Genomic DNA, 20,221 nt, shown 5'->3' on the forward strand with positions numbered 1-20,221 from the left:
CCTCGACGTTCAGGACGCTGGCCTTTCTCCAAGGCTCAATATTGAGTCTGACGCTTCGCCCGAATCGTTCAACTGTCCGAACGGATAAATCAAGCCTGCATCAAAAACCTTTCTCTACAGCGTGGCCTATGGTTCAACTGTGCGCTTGGTGCACAAGCCGATTGTTGTGAAGAAATAGACTACCGATTTGCAACGAACGCTACGCGAGGAGCTTCCCCATGCATATCTTGCTGACCGGCGGTACAGGATTGATAGGCCGTCGCTTGTGCCAGTACTGGCTCAGCCAGGGCCATCAATTGACGGTCTGGAGTCGCCAGCCTGAGCAGGTTTCGCGCCTGTGCGGCGCCAGTGTTCGCGGTATCGCCCACCCGGATGACATGGGCAGTCAGCAGGTCGATGCCGTGATTAATCTGGCAGGCGCACCGATCGCCGACCGCCCCTGGACACGCAAGCGCAAGATGCTCCTGTGGGACAGTCGCATCACCCTCACCGAACAACTGATCACCTGGCTTGAACGGCGCGAGCAGAAGCCCGGCGTGTTGATCTCGGGGTCTGCGGTCGGCTGGTATGGTGACGGCGGTCAGCGCGAGCTGGACGAAGGCTCGGCACCGGTCAGCGAAGACTTCGCCAGCCGCCTGTGCATCGCCTGGGAAGAGACCGCGCAGCGAGCCGAGGCCTCGGGGATTCGTGTGGTCTTGCTGCGCACCGGGCTGGTGCTGGCCCGCGACGGCGGCATGATGCAGCGCCTGCTGCCACCCTTCAAACTGGGCATGGGTGGCCCCATCGGCAACGGACGCCAATGGATGCCGTGGGTTCACATCGATGATCAAATCGCTGCGATTGATTTTCTGTTGCGCCGGGAAGACGCCCGGGGTCCTTATAATCTCTGCGCGCCATCACCGGTGCATAATCGTGATTTCGCTAAAACCCTGGCCGCGATCCTTCATCGCCCGGCGTTCATGCCCATGCCTGCGGTCGCCTTGCGCCTGTTGATGGGCGAGTTGTCGATTCTGCTGCTGGGCGGCCAGCGCGCCCGACCGAGCCGATTGCTGGAAGCCGGTTTCACTTTCCGATTCACCGATCTGCACGCGGCCCTGGAAAATCTTCTGGGCCGCCACTGACATCAAGGTGTTGCATGACCGATCACGCGTTGCTGCTGGTAAACCTCGGTTCGCCGGCCTCCACCGAAGTTGCGGATGTACGCCGCTACCTCAATCAGTTTCTGATGGACCCTTACGTTATCGACTTGCCGTGGCCGGTGCGGCGCTTGCTGGTCTCACTGATCCTGATCAAGCGGCCGGAACAATCCGCTCACGCCTATGCGTCGATCTGGTGGGATGAAGGTTCACCGCTGGTGGTATTGAGCAAGCGTCTGCAGCAAGCGATGACGCGCGAGTGGACGCAGGGGCCGGTCGAGCTGGCGATGCGCTATGGCGAACCGTCCCTTGAAACCGTACTGACGCGACTGGCTGCTCAGGGCATCGACAAAGTCACCTTGGCACCGCTTTATCCACAGTTCGCCGACAGCACCGTGACCACGGTCATAGAAGAGGCCAAGCGAGTCGTCCGGGAGAAAAAGCTGGATCTGGACTTCGCCTTGCTGCCGCCTTTTTTCAATCAGCCGGAATACCTTCAGGCGCTGGTGGAAAATGTGCGGCCACATCTGGCGCAGGAGCATGACCATGTATTGTTGAGCTTCCATGGCCTGCCGGAACGCCACATCACAAAGCTCGATCCTACGGGCCAACATTGCTTCAAGAATGGCAACTGCTGTGAGCATGCGACGCCTGAAGTACTTGCCGTCTGCTACCGCGCTCAGTGCATGCGCTCGTCCGCCGAGTTCGCCAAGCTGATGGGCATACCCGACGGCAAATGGTCGGTGTCGTTTCAATCGCGTCTGGGTCGGGCCAAGTGGATCGAACCCTACACCGAAGCGCACCTGGCCGAACTGGCAGGGCAAGGCGTGAAGAAGCTGCTGGTGATGTGCCCGGCCTTCGTCGCCGACTGCATCGAGACCCTGGAGGAGATCGGGGATCGCGGAGCCGAGCAGTTCAAGGAGGCGGGCGGCGAGGAGCTGGTGCTGATTCCGTGCCTCAATGACGACCCGAACTGGGCGAAGGCGTTGAATACGCTGTGTGAGCGAGCGCCGGCGATGGTCTGAAAGATCATGGATAAAGCGTGAGGGCATGTCTTTTACGCGGACACAAAAAAGGGGGCCTGATGATGAGGCCCCCTTTTTCATGACGCTGCCATTACGGCAACTGATCATCCAGATGCTTGTTCTTCCAGGCATCGTTGCCCGGCAGGATCAGGTTCAGCACGATGGCGGTCACGGCACACAGTGCGATGCCCTTCATGCCGAAGTCGTCCGGGCCGTTGCCGGTGCCGATCAACACACCGCCGATGCCAAATACCAATGTCACCGAGACAATCACCAGGTTACGCGCCTCGGCCAGATCGACCTTGTGACGTATCAGGGTGTTCATACCTACGGCGGCGATCGAGCCGAACAGCAGGCACAGAATCCCGCCCATTACCGGCACGGGAATGCTCTGCAGCAGCGCACCGAACTTGCCGATGAAGGCCAGGGTGATGGCGAAGATCGCCGCCCAGGTCATGATCTTCGGGTTGTAGTTCTTGGTCAGCATTACCGCGCCGGTCACCTCGGCGTACGTGGTGTTGGGCGGGCCACCGAACGCGCCGGCAATGGTGGTCGCGATGCCGTCGCCGAGCAGGGTGCGGTGCAGGCCAGGCTTCTTCAGGTAGTCACGTCCGGTGACGCTGCCCACGGCAATCACACCACCGATGTGTTCGATGGCCGGTGCCAGCGCGACCGGGACGATGAACAGAATCGCCTGCCAGTTGAACTCCGGCGCGGTGAAGTGCGGAATGTCCAGCCAGGGCGCCGCCGCGATCTTCGCCACATCCACCACGCCAAAGTAGAACGACAGGGCAAAGCCCACCAGCACGCCGGAAATGATCGGCACCAGCCGGAAAATGCCTTTGCCGAACACGGCGACGATCAGGGTGGTCAGCAGCGCTGCCATCGAGATAATGATCGCGGTGTGGTAAGGAATCAGTTCCGCCGCGCCGTCACCGGTTCGGCCCATGGCCATGTTGGCGGCAATCGGCGCCATCGCCAGGCCGATGGAAATGATCACCGGGCCGATCACCACAGGTGGCAACAGGCGATCGATGAAACCGGTGCCCTTGATCTTCACCGCCAGGCCCAGGAAGGTGTAGACAAAACCTGCCGCCATCACGCCGCCCATGGTCGCGGCCAGGCCGAACTGGCCTTTGGCGAGAATGATCGGGGTAATGAAGGCAAAGCTCGATGCCAGGAATACCGGGACCTGACGGCCCGTTACCACCTGGAAGCACAAGGTGCCCAGACCTGCGGTAAACAGCGCGACGTTTGGATCGAGCCCGGTGATCAGCGGCATCAGCACCAACGCGCCGAAGGCCACGAACAGCATCTGCGCGCCCGAAAGGATGGTGCGCCACAGTGGATCGTTGAACTCATCCTGCTTCATCAGGCGTCCTTTTGCTTGGTGCCGAAAATCTTGTCACCGGCGTCGCCCAGACCCGGAATGATGTAGCCATGTTCGTTCAGGCGCTGGTCAATGGACGCGGTGTAGATATTCACGTCCGGGTGGGCCTTTTCGACGATGGCGATGCCTTCCGGCGCAGCCACCAGAACCATGGCGCGGATGTCGCGGCAACCGGCTTTTTTCAGCAGATCGATCGTGGCGACCATCGAGGCGCCGGTGGCCAGCATCGGGTCAATGATCAGCGCCAGGCGCTGGTCGATTTCCGGCGCGAGCTTTTCCAGGTAGGTGTGCGCCTCAAGGGTTTCCTCGTTGCGCGCAACGCCCACCGCACTCACTTTGGCGCCCGGGATCAGACTGAGCACGCCTTCGAGCATGCCGATGCCCGCGCGCAGGATCGGCACCACGGTAATTTTCTTGCCGGCGATTTTCTCGACTTGAACGGTACCGGCCCACCCTTGAATGTCGTAGGTCTCAAGTGGCAGGTCTTTGGTCGCTTCGTAGGTCAGCAATGCGCCGACTTCCTGAGCCAGTTCGCGAAAGTTCTTGGTGCTGATATCGGCTCGGCGCATGAGGCCGAGTTTGTGACGGATCAGCGGATGGCGGATCTCACGGATGGGCATAGGGGGACGGCTCCAGCGGGCGGGCAAAAAAAACGGCTTAGATTAATCTATTCAGCTGTAACTTGTCTTACCGGTTAGGTTCGGGTTTCTTACATTAATGGGACGCCAGTGCAACGTTAGTCCAGAAAAGCTTGCCCTGAGGTGGCCCGAAGCGTACCTTCGCCCGCTTTTCCTTACACAGCCCCCCTGGAGAGCGTCATGTCCGCTGATCTCGAGCATATCCGTCAAATCATGCGCGAGGCTGACTGCCTGTACACCGAGGCCGAAGTCGAGGCATCGATTGCCCGCGTCGGTCAGCAAATCAACAGCGTGCTGGCCGAACGCAACCCGGTCGTGTTTTGCGTAATGAATGGCGGGCTGATTTTCGCCGGCAAGCTGCTGACGCATCTGAACTTCCCGCTGGAAGCTTCCTACCTGCACGCCACCCGTTATCGCAACGAAACCAGCGGCGGCGAGCTGTTCTGGAAGGCCAAGCCGGAAGTGTCGTTCATCGACCGCGACGTGCTGATCATCGACGACATCCTCGATGAAGGTCATACCCTGGGCGCGATCATTGATTTCTGCAAACACGCCGGTGCCAGCGCCGTCCACACTGCAGTGCTGATCGACAAGGATCACGACCGCAAGGCACGCCCGGACCTGAAGGCCGATTTCGTCGGCTTGCCGTGCATCGACCGTTACATCTTCGGTTATGGCATGGATTACAAAGGTTACTGGCGCAACGCTGCCGGGATCTACGCCGTTAAAGGCATGTAAGCATTATCAGGAATCTGTTGTAGGAGTGAGCTTGCTCGCGATGATTAGTCAGCCGACCTGGTGTGTCGGATGTACCTGCCCTATGGCGAGCAAGCTCACTCCTGCAGTTTCTGCATGGAGACCGCATTGCACATGCTAGAGTGCCTTCCACTTTTTTCGGGAGGCATCCATGACGTTATCGTTTCGTAGTAAAGCGGCGCTGATGTTGCTCTTGAGCTTGCCGCTTCCCGCCCTCGCTGAACCCATGCACGCCCAATATCTGCCACCTGACGAATTGTCGGTGCGTGAGGGTGAGCCCGAGCAGCAGCAATTGCTGCAGATCACCGAGTATTGGGTGGTGGTCGGCAGTCAGCGTCAGTCCAATCAGCAACCGATTCCGGTCACCTCTCCTGTGACGCTGCGGCTCAAGGGCAAGCCGATGAACAAAGGCGCGACGATTTCCGACGTGCTGATTCATTTTGACGGCGAAAGCAAAAGCCTGAAAAAACCCACCTACGACGCAGCGAGTCGCACCTTGACGCTGTATTACCCCGCCACCCAATACCGCGTGGTGGTCGATCTGCTGCGCACCGAGAAGGTCTATTGTCAGTTTCTCAGTTACGCCAACGGCCATGTATGGGCCGACCTGCACACCGGCAGCGTACGTGCGCGTTGAGCCTGTGACCGGGGCAGGGGTAAACTGCCCGCCCGTGAAAATGTCCCGCAAGTCAGTTGGAGTCAGCAATGCGTAAAGATAAGAAGCAGGTGATTGGCGATGAGATCGGCGACGCTTAGATCAAACTGTTCCTGGATTTCGAACCGGTCGATGCCACCTCGCCGTCGCTGCATAAGCTGATCAAGGCCTATCGTGGTCTGCGAATCGACGATTTCAGCCGTTTTCTGGGCTTCTTCAAGGAAGCGGGTTACGACCTTGACGCAAAGGACGCGCACGGCAACGACTTCATCGCGGTGATCAAGGATCAGCGCAATGCCGAGGACTACATCGAGTTGATCAACAAGGCCCGAGGCTGATCGCAGGCGAACTGCGCAGTCGGTGGAGGGGGTCCGAGGGGTCGGCAAAACTGAAAACCCCGCTGCGTGGGCGGGGCTTTCAGTGATCTCACTGACTCAGAGCAGGCTCTGAATCAAGCGAAGCTTGCCGCCTGACTGCTTGGGACCAGATCCAGGCTCTCGTCGCTCTGGGCGCTGACACGCTGATACAGCTGCGCGTCGGTTTCCAGAACCTTTTCCCGAGCCGGGAAGATCTCATTGAGCTTGGCGGCCCATTCGGTCCGGGTCTTCTCCGGGAAACAACGTTCGATCAGGTCAAGCATGATCGACACCGTCACCGAAGCACCTGGCGAGGCACCCAGCAGCGCTGCAAGGGAACCATCCTTGGCCGAAACCAGTTCGGTACCAAATTGCAGGACACCGCCTTTCTTCGGATCTTTCTTGATGATCTGCACCCGCTGGCCGGCCACTTCCAGGCGCCAGTCTTCGGCCTTGGCCTGCGGATAGAAGCGACGCAGCGCATCGAGGCGCTGTTCCATGGACTGCCGCACTTCGCTGATCAAGTATTTGGTCAGGTCCATGTTGTCGCGGGCCACGGCCAGCATCGGTGCGATGTTGGCGGCGCGGATCGACAGTGGCAGGTCCATGAGCGAACCGTGCTTGAGGAACTTGGTGGTGAAGCCGGCATATGGGCCGAACAGCAGGGATGTCTTGCCGTCGACGACGCGGGTGTCCAGGTGCGGAACCGACATCGGCGGCGAACCCACGGCGGCCTGGCTGTAGACCTTGGCCTGGTGGTGCTTGACCACTTCAGGGTTGTCGCAACGCAGCCACTGGCCGCTCACCGGGAAGCCGCCGAAACCCTTGCCTTCCTCGATGCCCGACATCTGCAGCAGCGGCAAGGCCGCGCCACCGGCGCCGAGGAACACGAATTTGGCGTCGATCTCGCGCGTGCCGCCGCTGTTGACGTCCTTGATGGTCACGCTCCAGCCATTGCCTTTGCGGCTCAAACCGGTGACGCGCTTGCAATACTTGACCTGCGCATCGGGTGCGCTCGACAGGTGCTTGAGCAGCTGGTTGGTCAGGTTGCCGAAGTTGACGTCGGTACCGTGCATGACGCGGGTGGCGGCGATGGGCTCGTCGGCCGGGCGGCCGGGCATCATCAGCGGCATCCACTCGGCCAGTTTGGCTTTGTCCTCGGTGTACTCCATGGACGCAAAAGCGTGGTGCTTGCGCAGTGCCTCATAGCGTTTTTTCAGGTACGCCATGCCCTTTTCACCCTGTACGAAGCTCAGGTGCGGAACCGGCGTGATGAACGAACGCGAGGAACCGAAGGTGCCTTTGCGGGCCAGGTAGGCCCAGAACTGTTTCGAAACTTCGAACTGGGTATTGATGTGAATCGCTTTTTTGGTGTCGATGGAGCCATCGGCCGCTTCCGGCGTGTAATTCAGCTCGCACAGGCCCGCATGGCCGGTACCTGCGTTGTTCCATGGGTTGGAACTCTCCGCAGCACCGGAGTCCATCAGTTCGACGACCTCAAGCTTGAGGTTGGGGTCGAGCTCCTTGAGCAGCACGGCCAGGGTGGCACTCATGATGCCGGCCCCTACCAGTACTACATCGACTGCTTCGTTATGCGCCATTTAACGCGTCTCCAAAATCTGCAGCACCAAATTGACGGCATGCGTTCCCGAGGTCAGTTGCCAGGTGCGGGCGGCGCGGATTGCGCGCAGTGCCTCATGCCACCTGGCCGGGATCGCCATGTCCGATTCTTCGCAGTTTTTTGCATTTCAGCACACGTCTTGAACGGGCCGGGTCGATGCTTTTATAAGACAAGCATGAACGCATTTTTCGGCCCGGACAGCCATTCGACTATGGTCAAGACGTCCGGTCATGCAACCAAATCCGTAGTGGACAGGCCTCAGGCTCCGGTTGTGGAGGCTGCGCTGCAGTCGGTCCTTTGCAAGGGGGCTGGGTCAGACGCTAATGGTGTATTTACAAACGCGTAACTATTCATTTGCTCGCCACACTCTTGTGAAGTTGTGAAAACCCGTTTTTTTCACGCTCTTTTGAAGACGTGAACCTCAAAAAGGGCTGCGCGATGGCAGCTCTGGCAGATCAGGTTCAAGCACAGTGTGGGCATCGGGCGGCGGGAAAGGTTCGAGAGATTCGAGTTTTCGCGCCTGCACAAGCGGTCACACCGGACTGTACATGTCTGTGTGGAAGGCTCTCTGTGGGCGATACGGAGGAGCTAATACTGGGTATCAGCGATGCTGCGAGGCCCGATCAGGAGACGTCCTTATAATCGGGGGGAGATTATAGCGATGAAACGTGCAGAATTGATCCAGAAAAAATGACTTTTATTCGCCGCTCGGTCAGATGCTGAGCAATTGTCGGGCGGTAATCGCACGCGGCCGAGCGTTGACCCGGGCCGTGGCAGGCAGCGGCTGGTGCAGCCAGCTCAGTTTGGCTTCGTGAATTTCCACCCAGTCATGACCTTCGGGTGCCGAGGCACAGTGTCGGAACGACAGACAGACCCCCTGCGAGTCGAGGCGGGCGTAGTGGCGGTGACGGCTTTGCTGCGAGAACAGGGACCAGAGAAAGTCCATGGCAGAACTCCGGGTTGGGCGTTTGTGAAAAGTATCTCGTGCAGCGATGACAGGCCTGTGACGGTGTCGTTGCGCAACCGTGTCGCTGCCCGGCGAACAGGCTCTGGCAAGCTGCGCGACGCAAGCTGCGCAGGGGAACCGGGGCGATGGCACTTTGTCGTATCTTTACGCTAGTGAGCGACCTCGCGAGGTCGTTATACTGCGGCACAATTTGTGCCTTGGCCCATGGAGAAATGAGCATGTTGCGTCGTGTTTTGTTCGGTTTGCTTGCTGTAGGCAGTCTGACGCTGGTGGGATGCGCCCACAGCCCGCAATCACTTAGCCCGCAACCCAAGCTGAACAGCCAGCTGGCAGCCGTTGGGCATGGTCAGCAGGTGGTGGTGCGTGTGGTCGATGGTCGTCCATCACAGACCCTGGGAACCCGTGGCGGCCTGTACCCGGAAACCAGCTCGATCACCGTCAATGGTCAACAAGTGGTACCACAGCTCCAGGCTCAGGCCGAAGCGGCTGTACGCCTGTTGGGCTTCACCCCGGTGCAGGGCGGCAACGGTCCTCAGCTGACCGTCACCCTGGCGGAACTCAAGTATCAATCGCCCAAGGAAGGCCTCTATGTAACTGAGGCCAACATCAGCTCGACCTTCCGCGCCGATGTACAGAACAACGGTCACAGCTACAGCGGTCGCTACGCCGCTTCCCTGGACCAGCGCTTCGGCATGGCCCCGAACGAAGAAACCAACACCAAGCTGATCAGCGATGTGCTCAGCGACGCGCTGACCCGCTTGTTCCAGGATCAGACCATCGGCCGCGTGCTGGGTCAGTAACCCGCCCGATTGCCATGCAAAAGCCCCCGGTTTCGCGAGAAGCCGGGGGCTTTTTGTTTGATTGCTTTGCCTGACACGACGTCAACGCGAGCAAGCTCATTCCTACAGGTGAAGCGGCTGGCGAGCCTCAGGCCGCCTGGTAAAAATCCAGAAAGCTGAAGCCCGTCACCATGTCGACCTCGGGCAGGTCGTGATGCTGATGGCCTCCCAGCGCGCAGTAAACCAGCCAGTGGCGATCCTGGACGTTGAACGCGAAGCCATCGATCAAGGCTTGTTGCTCGTCGCTCTGGGCGATGAGGTAGAGGCGATCCTGATTGTGGGCATGCAGCATGACGGGCTCCGGCTCTGATTGGCACCTTTGAGGGGCTACACAGTGACCGGTTCAGGTGACGTTAAGGTGACAGACGATACCGTGTGCAGCAGATCCCACAGAATTCGCGGCGCCCCCTGATCTGGTGCCATCGAGGCCTCCATGTCGCTCCTTCAGCAATCCCCCGGGATCGTCCTCAATTTCTTTGCCTTGCTGGCGGCGGGTCCAGGCGCCTGGCTGTTGCAGACCACGCGTCGCCGTGAGCAGCGAGAGACCGCCCACCTGGACACCCTCACCGAGCAGGCCCCCATCGACGAGCCCATGCATCTGATGGACGTGCCGACCTTGCGCATGATTCGACTGAGCTATCGGATCGGCGCGGCATGCCTGGGGTTTGCCCTGCTGCTGTCGTGGGTGAGTACCCAGTACTGACTGCGAGGGTGCCTATCGCCTGGGTTTGCTGGCGCTTGGCGCTAGATCGTTGGCAAGGTGGAGCGTTATCCCGGCGGACTCCCACGCCCTCCGGGCAGAAGCGATCGACTTCTGTTGCGCCGCCTGCTTTTGATTCTGGCCAGAGGCCGTGGGAACCGGCTTGCTGACGAATGCAGCGGGTCAGTCAGCCTGTTCACCACTGACCGACCGCGTTCGCCAGCAAGCCGGCTGCCACAGGTAATACGTCGGCGGCCGGGTTACAGCGCCATACCCGCCTTGACCCGGTATTGATTGCGCACTGGGGTGGCGTATTGCAGCACCAGGTATGGACGATGCTCCTCGGGGCAACCTTGCAGACGACGTTGCCATTCTTCCTTCGCCCGCTCCAGCTCTTCAGCCGGGAAAACCTGCGCCGCGTCCGGCACGTTCAGCGCAGGGTCGGCGTCTGCCCATTGCGCGTACGCCAGGTAGTGCACGGGGAACAGGCGATAACCGGTGAGGATCTGCCTGTCCATCTCGATGGCCAACTGCTTGGTGTCTTCGAACAGCTGCGTGATCGGCGGGGCAAAGTTGACGTGTACCCGGCCCTTGTAGCCGGTGATGCCCAGGGCGATGCTGACGTCATCTTCGCCCGAGACCTTGGCGTAGCTGCCGGTCGTGGCGCGGATGTACAGCTCGCGAGCCTTGGCGTGATCGCAGGGGTCGTATTCGTAGCTGATCGACACCGGGGTCAGGTTCAGGGACTGGATGACTTCGCCAAATGGCTCATCCTTGCGGCTCATGTGGAACATCTTCAGGATCGCCGACTCGGTACGGTCGTCGCCGTCCTTGGCGCGACCTTCGGCCTGGGCGATCCAGATCGACTGGCAGTCATTGCGGATCGAGTGATTGATATAGGCCGACAGCAGCTGATAAGCCGCCATCTTCTCCCGACGTCCGGTTATGGAGCGGTGCACGATGAAGCTCTTGTTGAGGCGCATCAGGTCGCTGACGAAGGGCTTTTGCAACAGGTTGTCGCCAATGGCAATCCGCGGCGTCGGCAGGCCTGCGTGGTACACCGCATAGTTGACGAATGCCGGGTCCATCACGATATCGCGGTGGTTGGCCAGGAACAGATAAGCCACCCCGGACTTGAACTGCTCTACGCCGGTGTAGGTCACACCATCGGTGGCGCGTTCGATTGTATGGTCGACGTAATGCTCGACCTTGTCCTGCAAGGCGGCCACCGTATCGATACCGGCGAACTGACGACGCAGCTTGCGCGCGATGGCAGGCTGCAGGATCCAGCCAAGGGAGCCGGCCAGACGTGGAAAACGGAAATGCGTGAGGATCGCCAGGAACGCCTTGTCACCCAGCAGCCGGTTGAGTACGGCTTTTACTTCGGTATCGTCGTACGGTCGGATGGCATCGAATTCGCCCATCATGCTCTCTTGTTGGAAACGGCTAGGGTAAAGGTAGGTCGAGTCCAGATGCTGAGAAAAAGCTCGGCCTGCAAACAAGTCGGCGATTATACGCAAAACTGCCCCCGGAGACTGTGATGCACGAAATACAACCCGCGGCCCCTTATGAGTGCCCCTATTGCGGCGAGCCAGGAGAGACGACCCTGGATCTGTCCGAAGGCGATAATAATTTCATCGAAGATTGTCATGTGTGCTGCAGGCCCATCGAATTTCACCTGGAAACCGATGGCGAACAATGGGATCTGGACGTCCGTGCCGAGAACGATTGATGCGCAAAATCTATGAGCCGGAAAACATGATGGAAGGGGAGCTGTTGCAGGCCATGCTGGCCAGCGAGGGCATCGAATCGCACATTACCGGGCGGCATCTGCTGGGCGCTATTGGCGAGCTGCCGGTGTCCGGCCTGCTGGGGCTTGCGGTCGAGGATGGTCGGGCCGAGCAGGCGCGGCAGTTGATCACTGAGTACAATGGCGCCTTTCTCCTGGCAGGTGATGAACCTGACAGCTACCCCGATGTGTTGTTGTGCTGAGACCAGTCGACTGCGCTTGATCCGCTTTCAAAAGAGTTGCCCAAAGCCCATGTGTGGACGTTATGCGCTGTTTCGTTGGACGCCGGCCTTTGCCGCCTTGCCGGGGTTCCCGGCGGACCAGCAGGCGCAGTGGAACATTTCCCCGGCCGATACCGTGCTGATGGTGCGCGCCGGGCAAGGCGAGGAGGGGGCACGTGAAGTGGCCCGGGCACGCTGGGGGCTGACTCCGCCGTGGCTGACCGACATGTCGCGCACCCCGGCTCATGCTCGCGCCGAGACCGTGGCCGAGCAGCCGATGTTTCGCCAGGCCTTTCGCGAGCGCCGCTGTCTGCTGCCGGCCAATGGGTTTTACGAATGGCGCGGTACGGTGCGCAAACGACCGTTCTGGCTGACCCCGGGGGAAGGTTCAGCGCTGTATTTTGCGGCTATCTGGGAAGCATATCCGGTGCACGGCCACACCTATCTGAGTGTGGCCGTGGTGACGCAGTCAGCGATGAACCAGCGCCGGCCGCTGATCCTCGACGCTGAAGGCCAGGCTGCCTGGCTTGCCGCCGACAGCTCCCAGACCACCTTGCAATCGCTGCTCGCCGCGCCGCAGAAACAGCTGCGTGAGCGGCCGTTGGCCAACCTGGTGAATGATCCCAAGCTCAATGCGCCGGAGTGCCTGACACCGCTCTGAACTGTAGGAGTGAGCTTGCTCGCGATCTGCGGTATGCCTGACACCTTGGCGGTGCCTGACACTCTGCAATCGCGAGCAAGCTCGCTCCTACAAGGGTGACGAGGTGGGTCGGGCGCACCGCATGATCAAACCCTGAACTGGTTGATCAGTCGACGCTGCTGTTCGGCCAGTTTGGTCAGTTCGGCGCTGGCCTGGCTCGACTCATCGGCGCCTTCTGCCACCTCGTTGGCAACCTGGCCGATGTTGATCACGTTGCGGTTGATGTCCTCGGCAACCGCGCTTTGCTCTTCGGCGGCGCTGGCGATCTGGTTGTTCATGTCGTTGATCACCGACACCGCTCTGGTAATGCTTTCCAGCGCCTGAGCCGCTTGTGCCGCATGACCCACGCTTTCATCGGTCTTGGTCTGGCTGTCCTCCATGACCTTGACCACTTGCCGCGTGCCGGTCTGCAATTGCTGGATCATGCTCTGGATTTCTTCCGTCGCCTGCTGAGTCTTTTGCGCCAGGTTGCGCACTTCATCGGCGACCACCGCGAAGCCACGGCCCTGCTCTCCGGCGCGAGCGGCTTCAATCGCCGCGTTCAGCGCCAACAGATTGGTCTGTTCGGCAATCCCGCGAATGGCGGTCAGAATCGCGTTGATGTTTTCGCTGTCCTTGGCCAGGGTCTGCACCACGCCCACCGCGCGGCCGATCTCCACCGCCAGCGCACTGATGGAGTCCGACGTGTTGTGAACGATGCGCATGCCCTTGTTGGCGGCGTCATCTGCGTGGCTCGCAGCCTGGGCCGCCTGAGTTGCGTTGCGCGCTACGTCTTGCGCGGTGGCGGTCATTTCATGCACGGCGGTGGCGACCAGATCGATCTCGGCCATCTGCTTGTGCACGCCCTTGTTGGTGCGGATGGCGATGTCGGCCGTGTGCTCGGAGGAGTCGCTGACCTTCTGCACCGACGTCACCACCTGGCTGATCATGACCTGCAGTTTGCCCAGGAAGGTGTTGAACCCCGTGGCGATCGCGCCCAGTTCGTCGGCGCGATCGGTGTTCAAGCGGCGTGTCAGGTCGCCTTCGCCCTTGGCGATGTCGTCGAGCATGGTGACCATCTGCTTGAGCGGGCGAGCGATGCCGCGACCGACGAACCAGACGATCAGCAGCCCCAGTGCGGCAATCAGCAGGCCGACCATGGTCATGCCGAAGATGTCGGTCTCGCGCTGGTGAGCCAGATCGCTCTGCAGTTTCTGCAAATCAGCCATCACTGCGTTGACCGGCATGCGGATCATCAGGGTCCAGCGCGCATCGGTGTTGCCGATGCCGAAGGGCAGATACAACTCGATGTGGCCGTGCTCCTGGTCGATGTCGTAACGCACTTGGCCCTTGGTGATGTTGTTCAGATTGGCGATTTCATTGGCATCGAGGATGTCGCTGGCTTTTTCACCCAGCTTGCCGGCGTCCTTGGTATACGCCACCAGGCGGCCATTGGTGGCGATCAGGGCCAGGTCGCCGGCACCGTCATAGAGTTTTTTGTCGGCGCTTTCGAGCATGTCCTGAATGAAGTTCACCGACAGGTCGGCACCGACGATGCCCTGGAACTGCCCATCGAGCAGAATCGGTTCGATGAACGACGAGAGCATGACCATCTTGCCGCCAACCTTGTAGGGCGCCGGGTCGATCACGCAGGGTTTGCGGGTTTCCCGCGAGCACAGGTAGTACTCGCTGGAGCGAATGCCGGTGGAGAGCAGCTTCTGGTCCTCCAGACTCTCGAGCTTCTCCAGGTTGAGCGTGCCGTCTGGCTTGCGGTACCACCAAGGCATGAAGCGACCGTCTTTTGGATCGACGCCAGCAATCGGCGCCTCGGCATAGGCTGCATCGTTGTGATCCAGAGCGTTATGTTCCCAGCCGATGTAGGCACCGAGGATTTTCGGGTTGCGCGCCACCGTTTCACGCAGCACGTTGAGCAAGTGTTCACGGCTGATCTTTAACAGCGGCTCGCCCTTGGTGTCCTTCATGCCCAGTACGGCGTTGGTCGTGGCCAAACCTGCAGCGGTCTGCAGCGGCGCTTCCAGTTCGCGCTGAATCTCGCTGGCCTGAGTCCGGGCGATGGCGCTCAGGCGTTGCTCGATGGCTTGCTCGAATTGCGCGGTGGTGCGTTGCTCCACCAGTGCCTGGGTCCGTGCTCCGGAGAACAGCGCATAAAGAACGAGGGCTGCCACGACGCTGAGCACGATGGCACCGGCCAGCGCTGCAACGGAAAACTGGATCGACTTGAACTTCATAGGGGCTCCGGACGTGGAATTACGCCTAGAGGGGATATCGCCTCGACCCGGACTTGCATGAGATGAATGCGACGAAATGGCCGTTTTTGATCTGCATGGGTCGTTAATGGATACGTTGACGGCTACCCCGTTTCAAAAGCACGGTGGGCGTCTCGAAAGAGAGATGGGGATTGTTTCGTTTCTGTTACGCAGGTGCGGATTTCACCCGGCCGTCCGCATGGCAAACGGCTGCTATCTGGCACTGAGGCAGCGTAACGCCTAGGATGAGCGGCTTGTTTCCATGGAGATACAAAATGCGTCAGACCTTTGCTCTTTGTGCCATGAGCGCAGCTTTGCTGGTCGCAGGCTGTCAGGCCGTCAACACCACCAGCGGAGACTCGGTGGGCGTCGAGCGCAAGCAATATATGTTCAGCATGCTGTCGACCGACCAGGTCAATCAGATGTACGCCCAGTCCTACCAGCAGACGGTCACTGAAGCCACAACCAAAGGCGTGCTGGATAAAGACAGCGCCGAAGCCAAGCGCGTGCAGAACGTGGCCAGGCGTCTGATCGCCCAGGCGCCGAAATTACGGCCAGACGCTGCGCAGTGGCAGTGGGAAGTGAACCTGATCAAGAGCGATGAGCTCAACGCCAACTGCGGTCCTGGTGGCAAGATCATTGTCTATAGCGGGCTGATCGACACGTTGAAACTCAGTGACGACGAACTGGCGGCGGTCATGGGCCATGAAATTGCCCACGCCTTGCGTGAGCACGGGCGTGAGGCCATGTCCAAAGCGTATGGCATTCAAATGGCCAAGCAGGGTGCAGGGTCGTTATTGGGGTTGGGGCAGGACAGCCTGGCGCTGGCCGATACTGTGGTCAATTACAGCCTGACCCTGCCCAACAGCCGCGCCAACGAAAACGAGGCGGACCTGCTGGGCCTGGAACTGTCGGCCCGTGCCGGCTACAACCCCAATGCCGCCATCACGCTGTGGCAGAAGATGCAGGCGCAAGCCGGGGCTTCGCAGCCTGAGTTCATGAGCACTCACCCGGCTTCGACCAACCGGATCGCCTCGTTGCAGGCGGCGATTCCCAAGGTGATGCCGCTGTATGAGCAGGCGCCAAAATCCTGAGGTTGCAGCCAGAATTGACGGGGCTGCGCTGAGCCCCTGTGGCAGTCCGGCTTGCCTGCGGTAGCGATTTCGAGATCGTCACCGCCGGCAAGCCGGCCTGCTACAGGGGGGTGTGCGCTAGGTTCAGATGCGGATTTAAACCCAGCCGCTGACCTGCATTGCCTTGTACACCGCGACGATTGCCAGGATGAAGAACGCGCCCGCCGCCAGGCGTCGAATCAGCGTCAAGGGCAGTTTTTCCGCCGCGAAGTTACCCGCCAGGACCACCGGGACGTTGGCCAGCAGCATGCCCAGCGTCGTGCCGAGGATTACCAGCCACAGGTAGGAATACTGCGCTGCGAGCATCACCGTGGCGATCTGCGTCTTGTCACCGATTTCGGCGATGAAGAAGGCGATCAGGGTGGTCAGGAAAGGCCCGAACTTGCGTCCGGTGTTCGCTTCATCGTCGTCCATCTTGTCCGGCACCAGGGTCCACAGGGCCGTCGCCGTGAAACTTGCGGCGAGAATCCAGTGCAGCGTGGCGTCGGACAGGTAGCTGCTGAACCATGCGCCTACGGCACCGGCCGCCGCGTGGTTGGCCAAGGTGGCCGCGACAATACCGGCGATGATCGGCCAGGGCTTGCGAAAGCGGGCTGCGAGGATGAGCGCGAGGAGTTGGGTCTTGTCACCGATTTCGGCCAGAGCGACGACAGCGGTGGGGACCAACAGGGATTCCAGCATCAGGATTTTCCTAAGGGGCGGGTCAACACGGCTATGACACGTACAACCTCCCCGCCCCGGGTCAGGATGTTCGTGTCATAGGTCTTGTCAAACCACCGATCCGTCTGAGCGGATCTGGGGTCGCACGCACCATGGTCTGAGGACCAAGTATGTTGATACGTGCCGGACGAGCATGGCGCTCGTGGGAGACTACTCCCCTAGGACGGAGCGGATTCTGCCTAGCCCGATCGTGTTCGGCAAGCGTTTATTTTCAGGCACGTTTGGCCCGGTAAATTCGAAAGCCTTGTCCCTCTGCCATGACGGCACATACGCCAAGGTGGGTTTCGATGATCGGTTGATAGCGTAGGAAGCTATTGGCGACCAGCCGTAGTTCGCCGCTTTTTTTCAGATGTTCGCGGGCTTTTCGCAGCAGGGTTTCCGTGGCTGCATAGTCGGTATGCACGCCGGTATGGAAGGGCGGATTGGTCAGAATCACGTCCAGATGTTTGGGCGCGGCATCAATGCCGTTGCCGGTCAGCACCTCGGCTTCAAGTCCGTTGGCCGCCAGCGTCAGACGACTGCTGGCGGTGGCGAAGGCATCGACATCCAGCATCGTCACGTGGTTGTCGGGATAGCGACGTTTGACGGCCGCACCGAGCACGCCGGCTCCGCAGCCAAAGTCGAGCAAGTGACCCGACGGCAACCTGTCGAGATTGTCGAGCAGCAGGGCAGAGCCGCGGTCGAGTCGGCCATGGCTGAAGACCCCTGGCAGGCTGACGACTTTCAGCGGTCCGCCATCAATGTCGATTTCAAAGTGCTTGGCCAGGCTGGACAGCTCGACCGCCTGGGGAGCCTCTTCCACAGTCACCTGCCACAGCTGGCAATGGCGGGCGCTGTCGAGTTTGCGTGCGTGGCCCAGCGGACTCAGCTGGCGTGCGGCAGCCTCGATACCGGCACGTTTCTCGCCGACCAGAAACAGCTCGCGTCCCGCCAGACGCGATGCCAGAGCGTTGATCAGGTAGTCAGTCAGGTCGCGGGCCTTGGGTAAGAACAGCACGGCCGCATCGAACGGTTCGCCAGGCGCCTCGGTGCCAAAGTGAACCCGCCCTTCGAAGCGAGCGTCCAGCGCGGCAAAATCCCCCGCATGCCAGCTCCAGCCCCGCGCATTGGGCAGCGTGCCCAGCAAGTCATCGGCAGGCAGGCCGGTCAGCAGCAATGAGCCCTGGAACAGCTCGGCCTGACGGAGTAACACTTCACTGCGCGGGTCCATCTTGGGCTCCTGCAAAAAAGGGCGAAGTTTAACAGGGATGTGTCGTCGATGATTCGTGGCGCTGGCTTTCGATTCTGGCCGCGGGTCGTGGGAGCGAGGCTTGCCCGCGATCTGCCGGGAACCGGCAGTCAACCCTGAGCATGCGGTGCGTCTGATGCACCGAGTCGCCTGGTTTTGCTGCCGCTTCGCGACAGCTCGCGAGTAAGTTTGCTCCCACGCCCTCCGGGCAAAAGCAGATCGAGCTACGCCTGCGGGTTCACCCCACCACGCGAATCGGCGCGCCGGCATAGAACGCTTTGGCATTGTCATTGACCTGCCCGACGATCCGTTGCCGTGCCTCCTGACTGCCCCAGGCGCTGTGCGGGGTGATGATCAGCCGAGGAATGTCGCCTGACAGCAGCGGATTGCCGTTGACCGGAGGCTCGACGGTCAGCACGTCGGTAGCAGCGCCTCCCAGATGACCATTGCGCAGGGCGTCGGCCAGGGCTTGTTCGTTGATCAGACCGCCGCGCGCGGTATTGACGATGAACGCCTTGGGCTTGAACAGGCTCAATTCATGGGCGCCGATCATGTCGCGGGTGTGTTCGTTCAGCGGGCAGTGCAGGGTCAGGGCGTCGACTTGTGGCAACAACTCGTGCAGCGGGACGCGGTCGGGACGGGCAGGACGGCCGGGAATCTGCCCTAGCAAGACACGCATGCCGAACGCTTGGGCAAGTTTCGCCACCGCGCCGCCCAGTTCGCCATGGCCCAGCAGGCCCAGGGTTTTGCCTTCCAGCTCGACGATGGGAAAGTCCAGCAGGCAAAACTGTCTGGACTTCTGCCACAGGCCTTGATGAATGGCCTGTTGGTAGTCGGGCAGACGGGTGGCCATCGCCAGCAGCAGCATCAGTGTGTGCTGCGCCACGGATGGCGTCCCGTAACCCTGGCAGTTGCTCACTACCACGCCATGTCTGCGTGCTGCTTCCAGGTCCACGTTATTAACGCCGGTGGCGGTCACCAGGATCAGTTTCAGCTCAGGGCAGGCGGCGAGCGCGGCGGCATCGATCATGATCTTGTTGGAAATCGCCACGTCGGCACCCTGCAGCCTTTCGATGACCTGATCAGCTGTCGTACTGGCGTGCAGCACCAGTTCGCCGAAGGTCTCACGCCATGGGGTCAGGTCCAGGTCGCCCAGATCCAAAGAAGTGTGATCCAGGAAAACTGCTCTGTGTTGACTGGCCATCAGCTGTACCTTTTGCTCGGATGGTGGGAGGCGTAAGGTGCGAGCCTACCAGAGCATGCCGCTCGCAAAACAGCCTGGAGACCATTGATGTACTGGACGGAATTTTTCACCGTAGCCCTGATCCACCTGCTCGCCGTCGCCAGCCCCGGCCCGGACTTCGCAGTGGTGGTGCGTGAAAGCGTGACCCATGGTCGCAAGGCCGGCACCTACACCGCCATGGGCGTCGGCACGGCAATCTTTCTGCACGTCGGTTATTCGCTGCTGGGCATCGGTCTGATCGTTTCGCAATCCATCGTGCTGTTCAACGCGCTCAAATGGGCGGCCGCGGCGTACCTGCTGTATATCGGCTTCAAGGCCCTGCGCGCCAAGCCAGCCAGTGCATCGGACGCTCCGGTGAACATCGCTCAGGGTGAGCGCACGGCACGTGGCGCCTTCACCGCAGGGTTCGTCACCAACGGTCTGAACCCCAAGGCCACGCTGTTCTTCCTGTCGCTGTTCACTGTGGTGATCAATCCCCACACGCCGCTACTGGTTCAAGCCGGCTACGGTGTGTACCTGGCGGCGGCGACCGGTCTCTGGTTTTGCCTGGTGGCACGGCTGTTCAGCCAGGCCCGTGTCCGCGCAGGTTTTGCCCGCATGGGGCACTGGTTCGATCGCGCCATGGGTGGTGTGCTGGTAGCCCTGGGCCTGAAGCTTGCGTTGACCGAGATGCATTGATCGGCCCGTCGCGGTCTACCTGCACGAGAGAACCTGCTCGCGATCACAGCCTGCACGGTGCATCACCGGCAGGCTGAAAATGCCACCAAGCGAGCGACGCAGGACCGTTTTGCCCTCTAAAATGGCGCAATGCCTGCATGGTCACTCGTCATTCGAATCATCCCTTTGGCTGATTTGACT

At 60.5% G+C, this 20,221-nt stretch carries 22 protein-coding genes, 1 pseudogene and 1 riboswitch; of the genes and pseudogenes, 12 read left to right on the forward strand and 11 right to left on the reverse strand.

Annotated features, from left to right (window positions below):
* Positions 1-218 precede the first annotated feature (218 nt).
* Entirely contained in the window at positions 219-1,121 is a 903-nt protein-coding gene (locus tag ACI2KS_RS03830; protein WP_404617378.1) for a TIGR01777 family oxidoreductase, read from the forward strand.
* Between the two features lie 14 nt (positions 1,122-1,135).
* Positions 1,136-2,161: a ferrochelatase gene (gene hemH / locus ACI2KS_RS03835; protein ID WP_404617380.1), complete on the forward strand. Its 1,026-nt coding sequence runs from the start codon at positions 1,136-1,138 to the stop codon at positions 2,159-2,161.
* A gap of 91 nt (positions 2,162-2,252) precedes the next feature.
* Here hemH and ACI2KS_RS03840 read toward each other — a convergent pair whose 3' ends face one another.
* Positions 2,253-3,533, reverse strand: a complete 1,281-nt coding sequence (locus ACI2KS_RS03840) for a uracil-xanthine permease family protein (RefSeq protein WP_404617381.1) — start codon at positions 3,531-3,533, stop codon at positions 2,253-2,255.
* On the reverse strand, positions 3,533-4,171 hold the full coding sequence (gene upp, locus ACI2KS_RS03845) for a uracil phosphoribosyltransferase (protein ID WP_404617383.1): 639 nt from the start codon (positions 4,169-4,171) through the stop codon (positions 3,533-3,535). The genes ACI2KS_RS03840 and upp overlap by 1 nt, the downstream gene beginning before the upstream one ends.
* Positions 4,172-4,369: 198 nt before the next feature.
* Here upp and ACI2KS_RS03850 point away from each other — a divergent pair, with 198 nt between their 5' ends.
* The 3 genes from ACI2KS_RS03850 to ACI2KS_RS03860 all read left to right on the forward strand — a co-directional run bounded on the left by ACI2KS_RS03850 (position 4,370) and on the right by ACI2KS_RS03860 (position 5,938).
* Positions 4,370-4,927, forward strand: a complete 558-nt coding sequence (locus ACI2KS_RS03850; protein WP_074753557.1) for a hypoxanthine-guanine phosphoribosyltransferase — start codon at positions 4,370-4,372, stop codon at positions 4,925-4,927.
* Between the two features lie 169 nt (positions 4,928-5,096).
* On the forward strand, positions 5,097-5,582 hold the full coding sequence (locus ACI2KS_RS03855) for a hypothetical protein (protein WP_404617385.1): 486 nt from the start codon (positions 5,097-5,099) through the stop codon (positions 5,580-5,582).
* A 119-nt stretch (positions 5,583-5,701) separates the two neighbouring features.
* Complete coding sequence (locus ACI2KS_RS03860) at positions 5,702-5,938, forward strand: PA4642 family protein (protein ID WP_404618457.1); 237 nt, start codon at positions 5,702-5,704, stop codon at positions 5,936-5,938.
* A 113-nt stretch (positions 5,939-6,051) separates the two neighbouring features.
* Here ACI2KS_RS03860 and mqo read toward each other — a convergent pair whose 3' ends face one another.
* A complete protein-coding gene (gene mqo, locus ACI2KS_RS03865; RefSeq protein ID WP_404617387.1) occupies positions 6,052-7,557 on the reverse strand; it encodes a malate dehydrogenase (quinone) in 1,506 nt (501 codons plus the stop codon).
* 732 nt (positions 7,558-8,289) lie between these two features.
* On the reverse strand, positions 8,290-8,523 hold the full coding sequence (locus ACI2KS_RS03870; RefSeq protein ID WP_404617389.1) for a hypothetical protein: 234 nt from the start codon (positions 8,521-8,523) through the stop codon (positions 8,290-8,292).
* Between the two features lie 239 nt (positions 8,524-8,762).
* Here ACI2KS_RS03870 and ACI2KS_RS03875 point away from each other — a divergent pair, with 239 nt between their 5' ends.
* Positions 8,763-9,344 carry a YajG family lipoprotein gene (locus ACI2KS_RS03875; RefSeq protein WP_404617391.1) on the forward strand — a complete coding sequence of 194 codons (582 nt, stop codon included), beginning with the start codon at positions 8,763-8,765 and terminating at the stop codon, positions 9,342-9,344.
* Between the two features lie 127 nt (positions 9,345-9,471).
* On the opposite strand, the gene ACI2KS_RS03880 is transcribed toward ACI2KS_RS03875, so the two are convergent.
* Positions 9,472-9,675, reverse strand: a complete 204-nt coding sequence (locus ACI2KS_RS03880) for a hypothetical protein (protein ID WP_404617393.1) — start codon at positions 9,673-9,675, stop codon at positions 9,472-9,474.
* Between the two features lie 141 nt (positions 9,676-9,816).
* Between ACI2KS_RS03880 and ACI2KS_RS03885 the strand changes: the two genes are divergently transcribed.
* Positions 9,817-10,086 carry a hypothetical protein gene (locus ACI2KS_RS03885; protein WP_404617395.1) on the forward strand — a complete coding sequence of 90 codons (270 nt, stop codon included), beginning with the start codon at positions 9,817-9,819 and terminating at the stop codon, positions 10,084-10,086.
* A 257-nt stretch (positions 10,087-10,343) separates the two neighbouring features.
* Here the strand turns inward: ACI2KS_RS03885 and ACI2KS_RS03890 are convergent, their stop codons facing one another.
* Positions 10,344-11,507: a 1-acyl-sn-glycerol-3-phosphate acyltransferase gene (locus ACI2KS_RS03890; RefSeq protein ID WP_404617397.1), complete on the reverse strand. Its 1,164-nt coding sequence runs from the start codon at positions 11,505-11,507 to the stop codon at positions 10,344-10,346.
* A 116-nt stretch (positions 11,508-11,623) separates the two neighbouring features.
* Here ACI2KS_RS03890 and ACI2KS_RS03895 point away from each other — a divergent pair, with 116 nt between their 5' ends.
* The 3 genes from ACI2KS_RS03895 to ACI2KS_RS03905 are packed head-to-tail and all read left to right on the forward strand — an operon-like array spanning position 11,624 to position 12,754.
* The gene (locus ACI2KS_RS03895) at positions 11,624-11,815 is read left to right on the forward strand and encodes a CPXCG motif-containing cysteine-rich protein (protein WP_404617399.1); all 192 of its coding nucleotides are present in this window, start codon (positions 11,624-11,626) and stop codon (positions 11,813-11,815) included.
* Positions 11,815-12,075 (forward strand): DUF2007 domain-containing protein, encoded by a 261-nt coding sequence (locus ACI2KS_RS03900; RefSeq protein ID WP_404617401.1) that lies wholly within the window; start codon positions 11,815-11,817, stop codon positions 12,073-12,075. The genes ACI2KS_RS03895 and ACI2KS_RS03900 overlap by 1 nt, the downstream gene beginning before the upstream one ends.
* Positions 12,076-12,124: 49 nt before the next feature.
* On the forward strand, positions 12,125-12,754 hold the full coding sequence (locus tag ACI2KS_RS03905) for an SOS response-associated peptidase (protein WP_404617403.1): 630 nt from the start codon (positions 12,125-12,127) through the stop codon (positions 12,752-12,754).
* A gap of 125 nt (positions 12,755-12,879) precedes the next feature.
* Here the strand turns inward: ACI2KS_RS03905 and ACI2KS_RS03910 are convergent, their stop codons facing one another.
* Both ACI2KS_RS03910 and ACI2KS_RS03915 read right to left on the reverse strand, forming a co-directional pair.
* The gene (locus ACI2KS_RS03910) at positions 12,880-13,722 is read right to left on the reverse strand and encodes a methyl-accepting chemotaxis protein (RefSeq protein WP_404618458.1); all 843 of its coding nucleotides are present in this window, start codon (positions 13,720-13,722) and stop codon (positions 12,880-12,882) included.
* 15 nt (positions 13,723-13,737) lie between these two features.
* Positions 13,738-15,021, reverse strand: a pseudogene (locus ACI2KS_RS03915) (HAMP domain-containing protein); the annotation flags it as partial.
* A gap of 293 nt (positions 15,022-15,314) precedes the next feature.
* On the opposite strand from ACI2KS_RS03915, the gene ACI2KS_RS03920 reads away from it, so the two are divergent.
* On the forward strand, positions 15,315-16,133 hold the full coding sequence (locus tag ACI2KS_RS03920) for a M48 family metallopeptidase (RefSeq protein ID WP_404617404.1): 819 nt from the start codon (positions 15,315-15,317) through the stop codon (positions 16,131-16,133).
* A gap of 135 nt (positions 16,134-16,268) precedes the next feature.
* On the opposite strand, the gene ACI2KS_RS03925 is transcribed toward ACI2KS_RS03920, so the two are convergent.
* From ACI2KS_RS03925 to ACI2KS_RS03935, 3 genes are all read right to left on the reverse strand, one after another.
* Positions 16,269-16,853: a TMEM165/GDT1 family protein gene (locus ACI2KS_RS03925; protein ID WP_404617406.1), complete on the reverse strand. Its 585-nt coding sequence runs from the start codon at positions 16,851-16,853 to the stop codon at positions 16,269-16,271.
* 90 nt (positions 16,854-16,943) lie between these two features.
* A riboswitch (yybP-ykoY riboswitch) is annotated at positions 16,944-17,063 on the reverse strand.
* A 40-nt stretch (positions 17,064-17,103) separates the two neighbouring features.
* Positions 17,104-18,102 carry a methyltransferase gene (locus tag ACI2KS_RS03930; protein WP_404617408.1) on the reverse strand — a complete coding sequence of 333 codons (999 nt, stop codon included), beginning with the start codon at positions 18,100-18,102 and terminating at the stop codon, positions 17,104-17,106.
* A gap of 256 nt (positions 18,103-18,358) precedes the next feature.
* Positions 18,359-19,324 (reverse strand): 2-hydroxyacid dehydrogenase, encoded by a 966-nt coding sequence (locus ACI2KS_RS03935; protein ID WP_404617410.1) that lies wholly within the window; start codon positions 19,322-19,324, stop codon positions 18,359-18,361.
* Positions 19,325-19,411: 87 nt separating this feature from the next.
* On the opposite strand from ACI2KS_RS03935, the gene ACI2KS_RS03940 reads away from it, so the two are divergent.
* Positions 19,412-20,041 carry a LysE family translocator gene (locus ACI2KS_RS03940; protein WP_404617412.1) on the forward strand — a complete coding sequence of 210 codons (630 nt, stop codon included), beginning with the start codon at positions 19,412-19,414 and terminating at the stop codon, positions 20,039-20,041.
* Positions 20,042-20,221: the final 180 nt, after the last annotated feature.

This window comes from Pseudomonas sp. NPDC087358 (assembly GCF_044900785.1).
Classification (GTDB): Bacteria; Pseudomonadota; Gammaproteobacteria; order Pseudomonadales; family Pseudomonadaceae; genus Aquipseudomonas.

Excerpts from the sequence above, each read along its gene's own strand:
- ACI2KS_RS03850 (WP_074753557.1), top strand. The coding sequence starts at position 4,370 with ATGTCCGCTGATCTCGAGCATATCCGTCAAATCATGCGCGAGGCTGAC.
- ACI2KS_RS03930 (WP_404617408.1), bottom strand. The coding sequence starts at position 18,102 with ATGGACCCGCGCAGTGAAGTGTTACTCCGTCAGGCCGAGCTGTTCCAG.
- ACI2KS_RS03885 (WP_404617395.1), top strand. The coding sequence starts at position 9,817 with ATGTCGCTCCTTCAGCAATCCCCCGGGATCGTCCTCAATTTCTTTGCC.
- ACI2KS_RS03905 (WP_404617403.1), top strand. The coding sequence starts at position 12,125 with ATGTGTGGACGTTATGCGCTGTTTCGTTGGACGCCGGCCTTTGCCGCC.
- ACI2KS_RS03855 (WP_404617385.1), top strand. The coding sequence starts at position 5,097 with ATGACGTTATCGTTTCGTAGTAAAGCGGCGCTGATGTTGCTCTTGAGC.
- ACI2KS_RS03925 (WP_404617406.1), bottom strand. The coding sequence starts at position 16,853 with ATGCTGGAATCCCTGTTGGTCCCCACCGCTGTCGTCGCTCTGGCCGAA.
- ACI2KS_RS03890 (WP_404617397.1), bottom strand. The coding sequence starts at position 11,507 with ATGGGCGAATTCGATGCCATCCGACCGTACGACGATACCGAAGTAAAA.
- ACI2KS_RS03935 (WP_404617410.1), bottom strand. The coding sequence starts at position 19,324 with ATGGCCAGTCAACACAGAGCAGTTTTCCTGGATCACACTTCTTTGGAT.
- ACI2KS_RS03880 (WP_404617393.1), bottom strand. The coding sequence starts at position 9,675 with ATGCTGCATGCCCACAATCAGGATCGCCTCTACCTCATCGCCCAGAGC.
- hemH (WP_404617380.1), top strand. The coding sequence starts at position 1,136 with ATGACCGATCACGCGTTGCTGCTGGTAAACCTCGGTTCGCCGGCCTCC.
- ACI2KS_RS03875 (WP_404617391.1), top strand. The coding sequence starts at position 8,763 with ATGTTGCGTCGTGTTTTGTTCGGTTTGCTTGCTGTAGGCAGTCTGACG.
- upp (WP_404617383.1), bottom strand. The coding sequence starts at position 4,171 with ATGCCCATCCGTGAGATCCGCCATCCGCTGATCCGTCACAAACTCGGC.
- ACI2KS_RS03895 (WP_404617399.1), top strand. The coding sequence starts at position 11,624 with ATGCACGAAATACAACCCGCGGCCCCTTATGAGTGCCCCTATTGCGGC.
- ACI2KS_RS03940 (WP_404617412.1), top strand. The coding sequence starts at position 19,412 with ATGTACTGGACGGAATTTTTCACCGTAGCCCTGATCCACCTGCTCGCC.
- mqo (WP_404617387.1), bottom strand. The coding sequence starts at position 7,557 with ATGGCGCATAACGAAGCAGTCGATGTAGTACTGGTAGGGGCCGGCATC.
- ACI2KS_RS03840 (WP_404617381.1), bottom strand. The coding sequence starts at position 3,533 with ATGAAGCAGGATGAGTTCAACGATCCACTGTGGCGCACCATCCTTTCG.
- ACI2KS_RS03900 (WP_404617401.1), top strand. The coding sequence starts at position 11,815 with ATGCGCAAAATCTATGAGCCGGAAAACATGATGGAAGGGGAGCTGTTG.
- ACI2KS_RS03910 (WP_404618458.1), bottom strand. The coding sequence starts at position 13,722 with ATGATCAGCCAGGTGGTGACGTCGGTGCAGAAGGTCAGCGACTCCTCC.
- ACI2KS_RS03920 (WP_404617404.1), top strand. The coding sequence starts at position 15,315 with ATGCGTCAGACCTTTGCTCTTTGTGCCATGAGCGCAGCTTTGCTGGTC.
- ACI2KS_RS03870 (WP_404617389.1), bottom strand. The coding sequence starts at position 8,523 with ATGGACTTTCTCTGGTCCCTGTTCTCGCAGCAAAGCCGTCACCGCCAC.
- ACI2KS_RS03830 (WP_404617378.1), top strand. The coding sequence starts at position 219 with ATGCATATCTTGCTGACCGGCGGTACAGGATTGATAGGCCGTCGCTTG.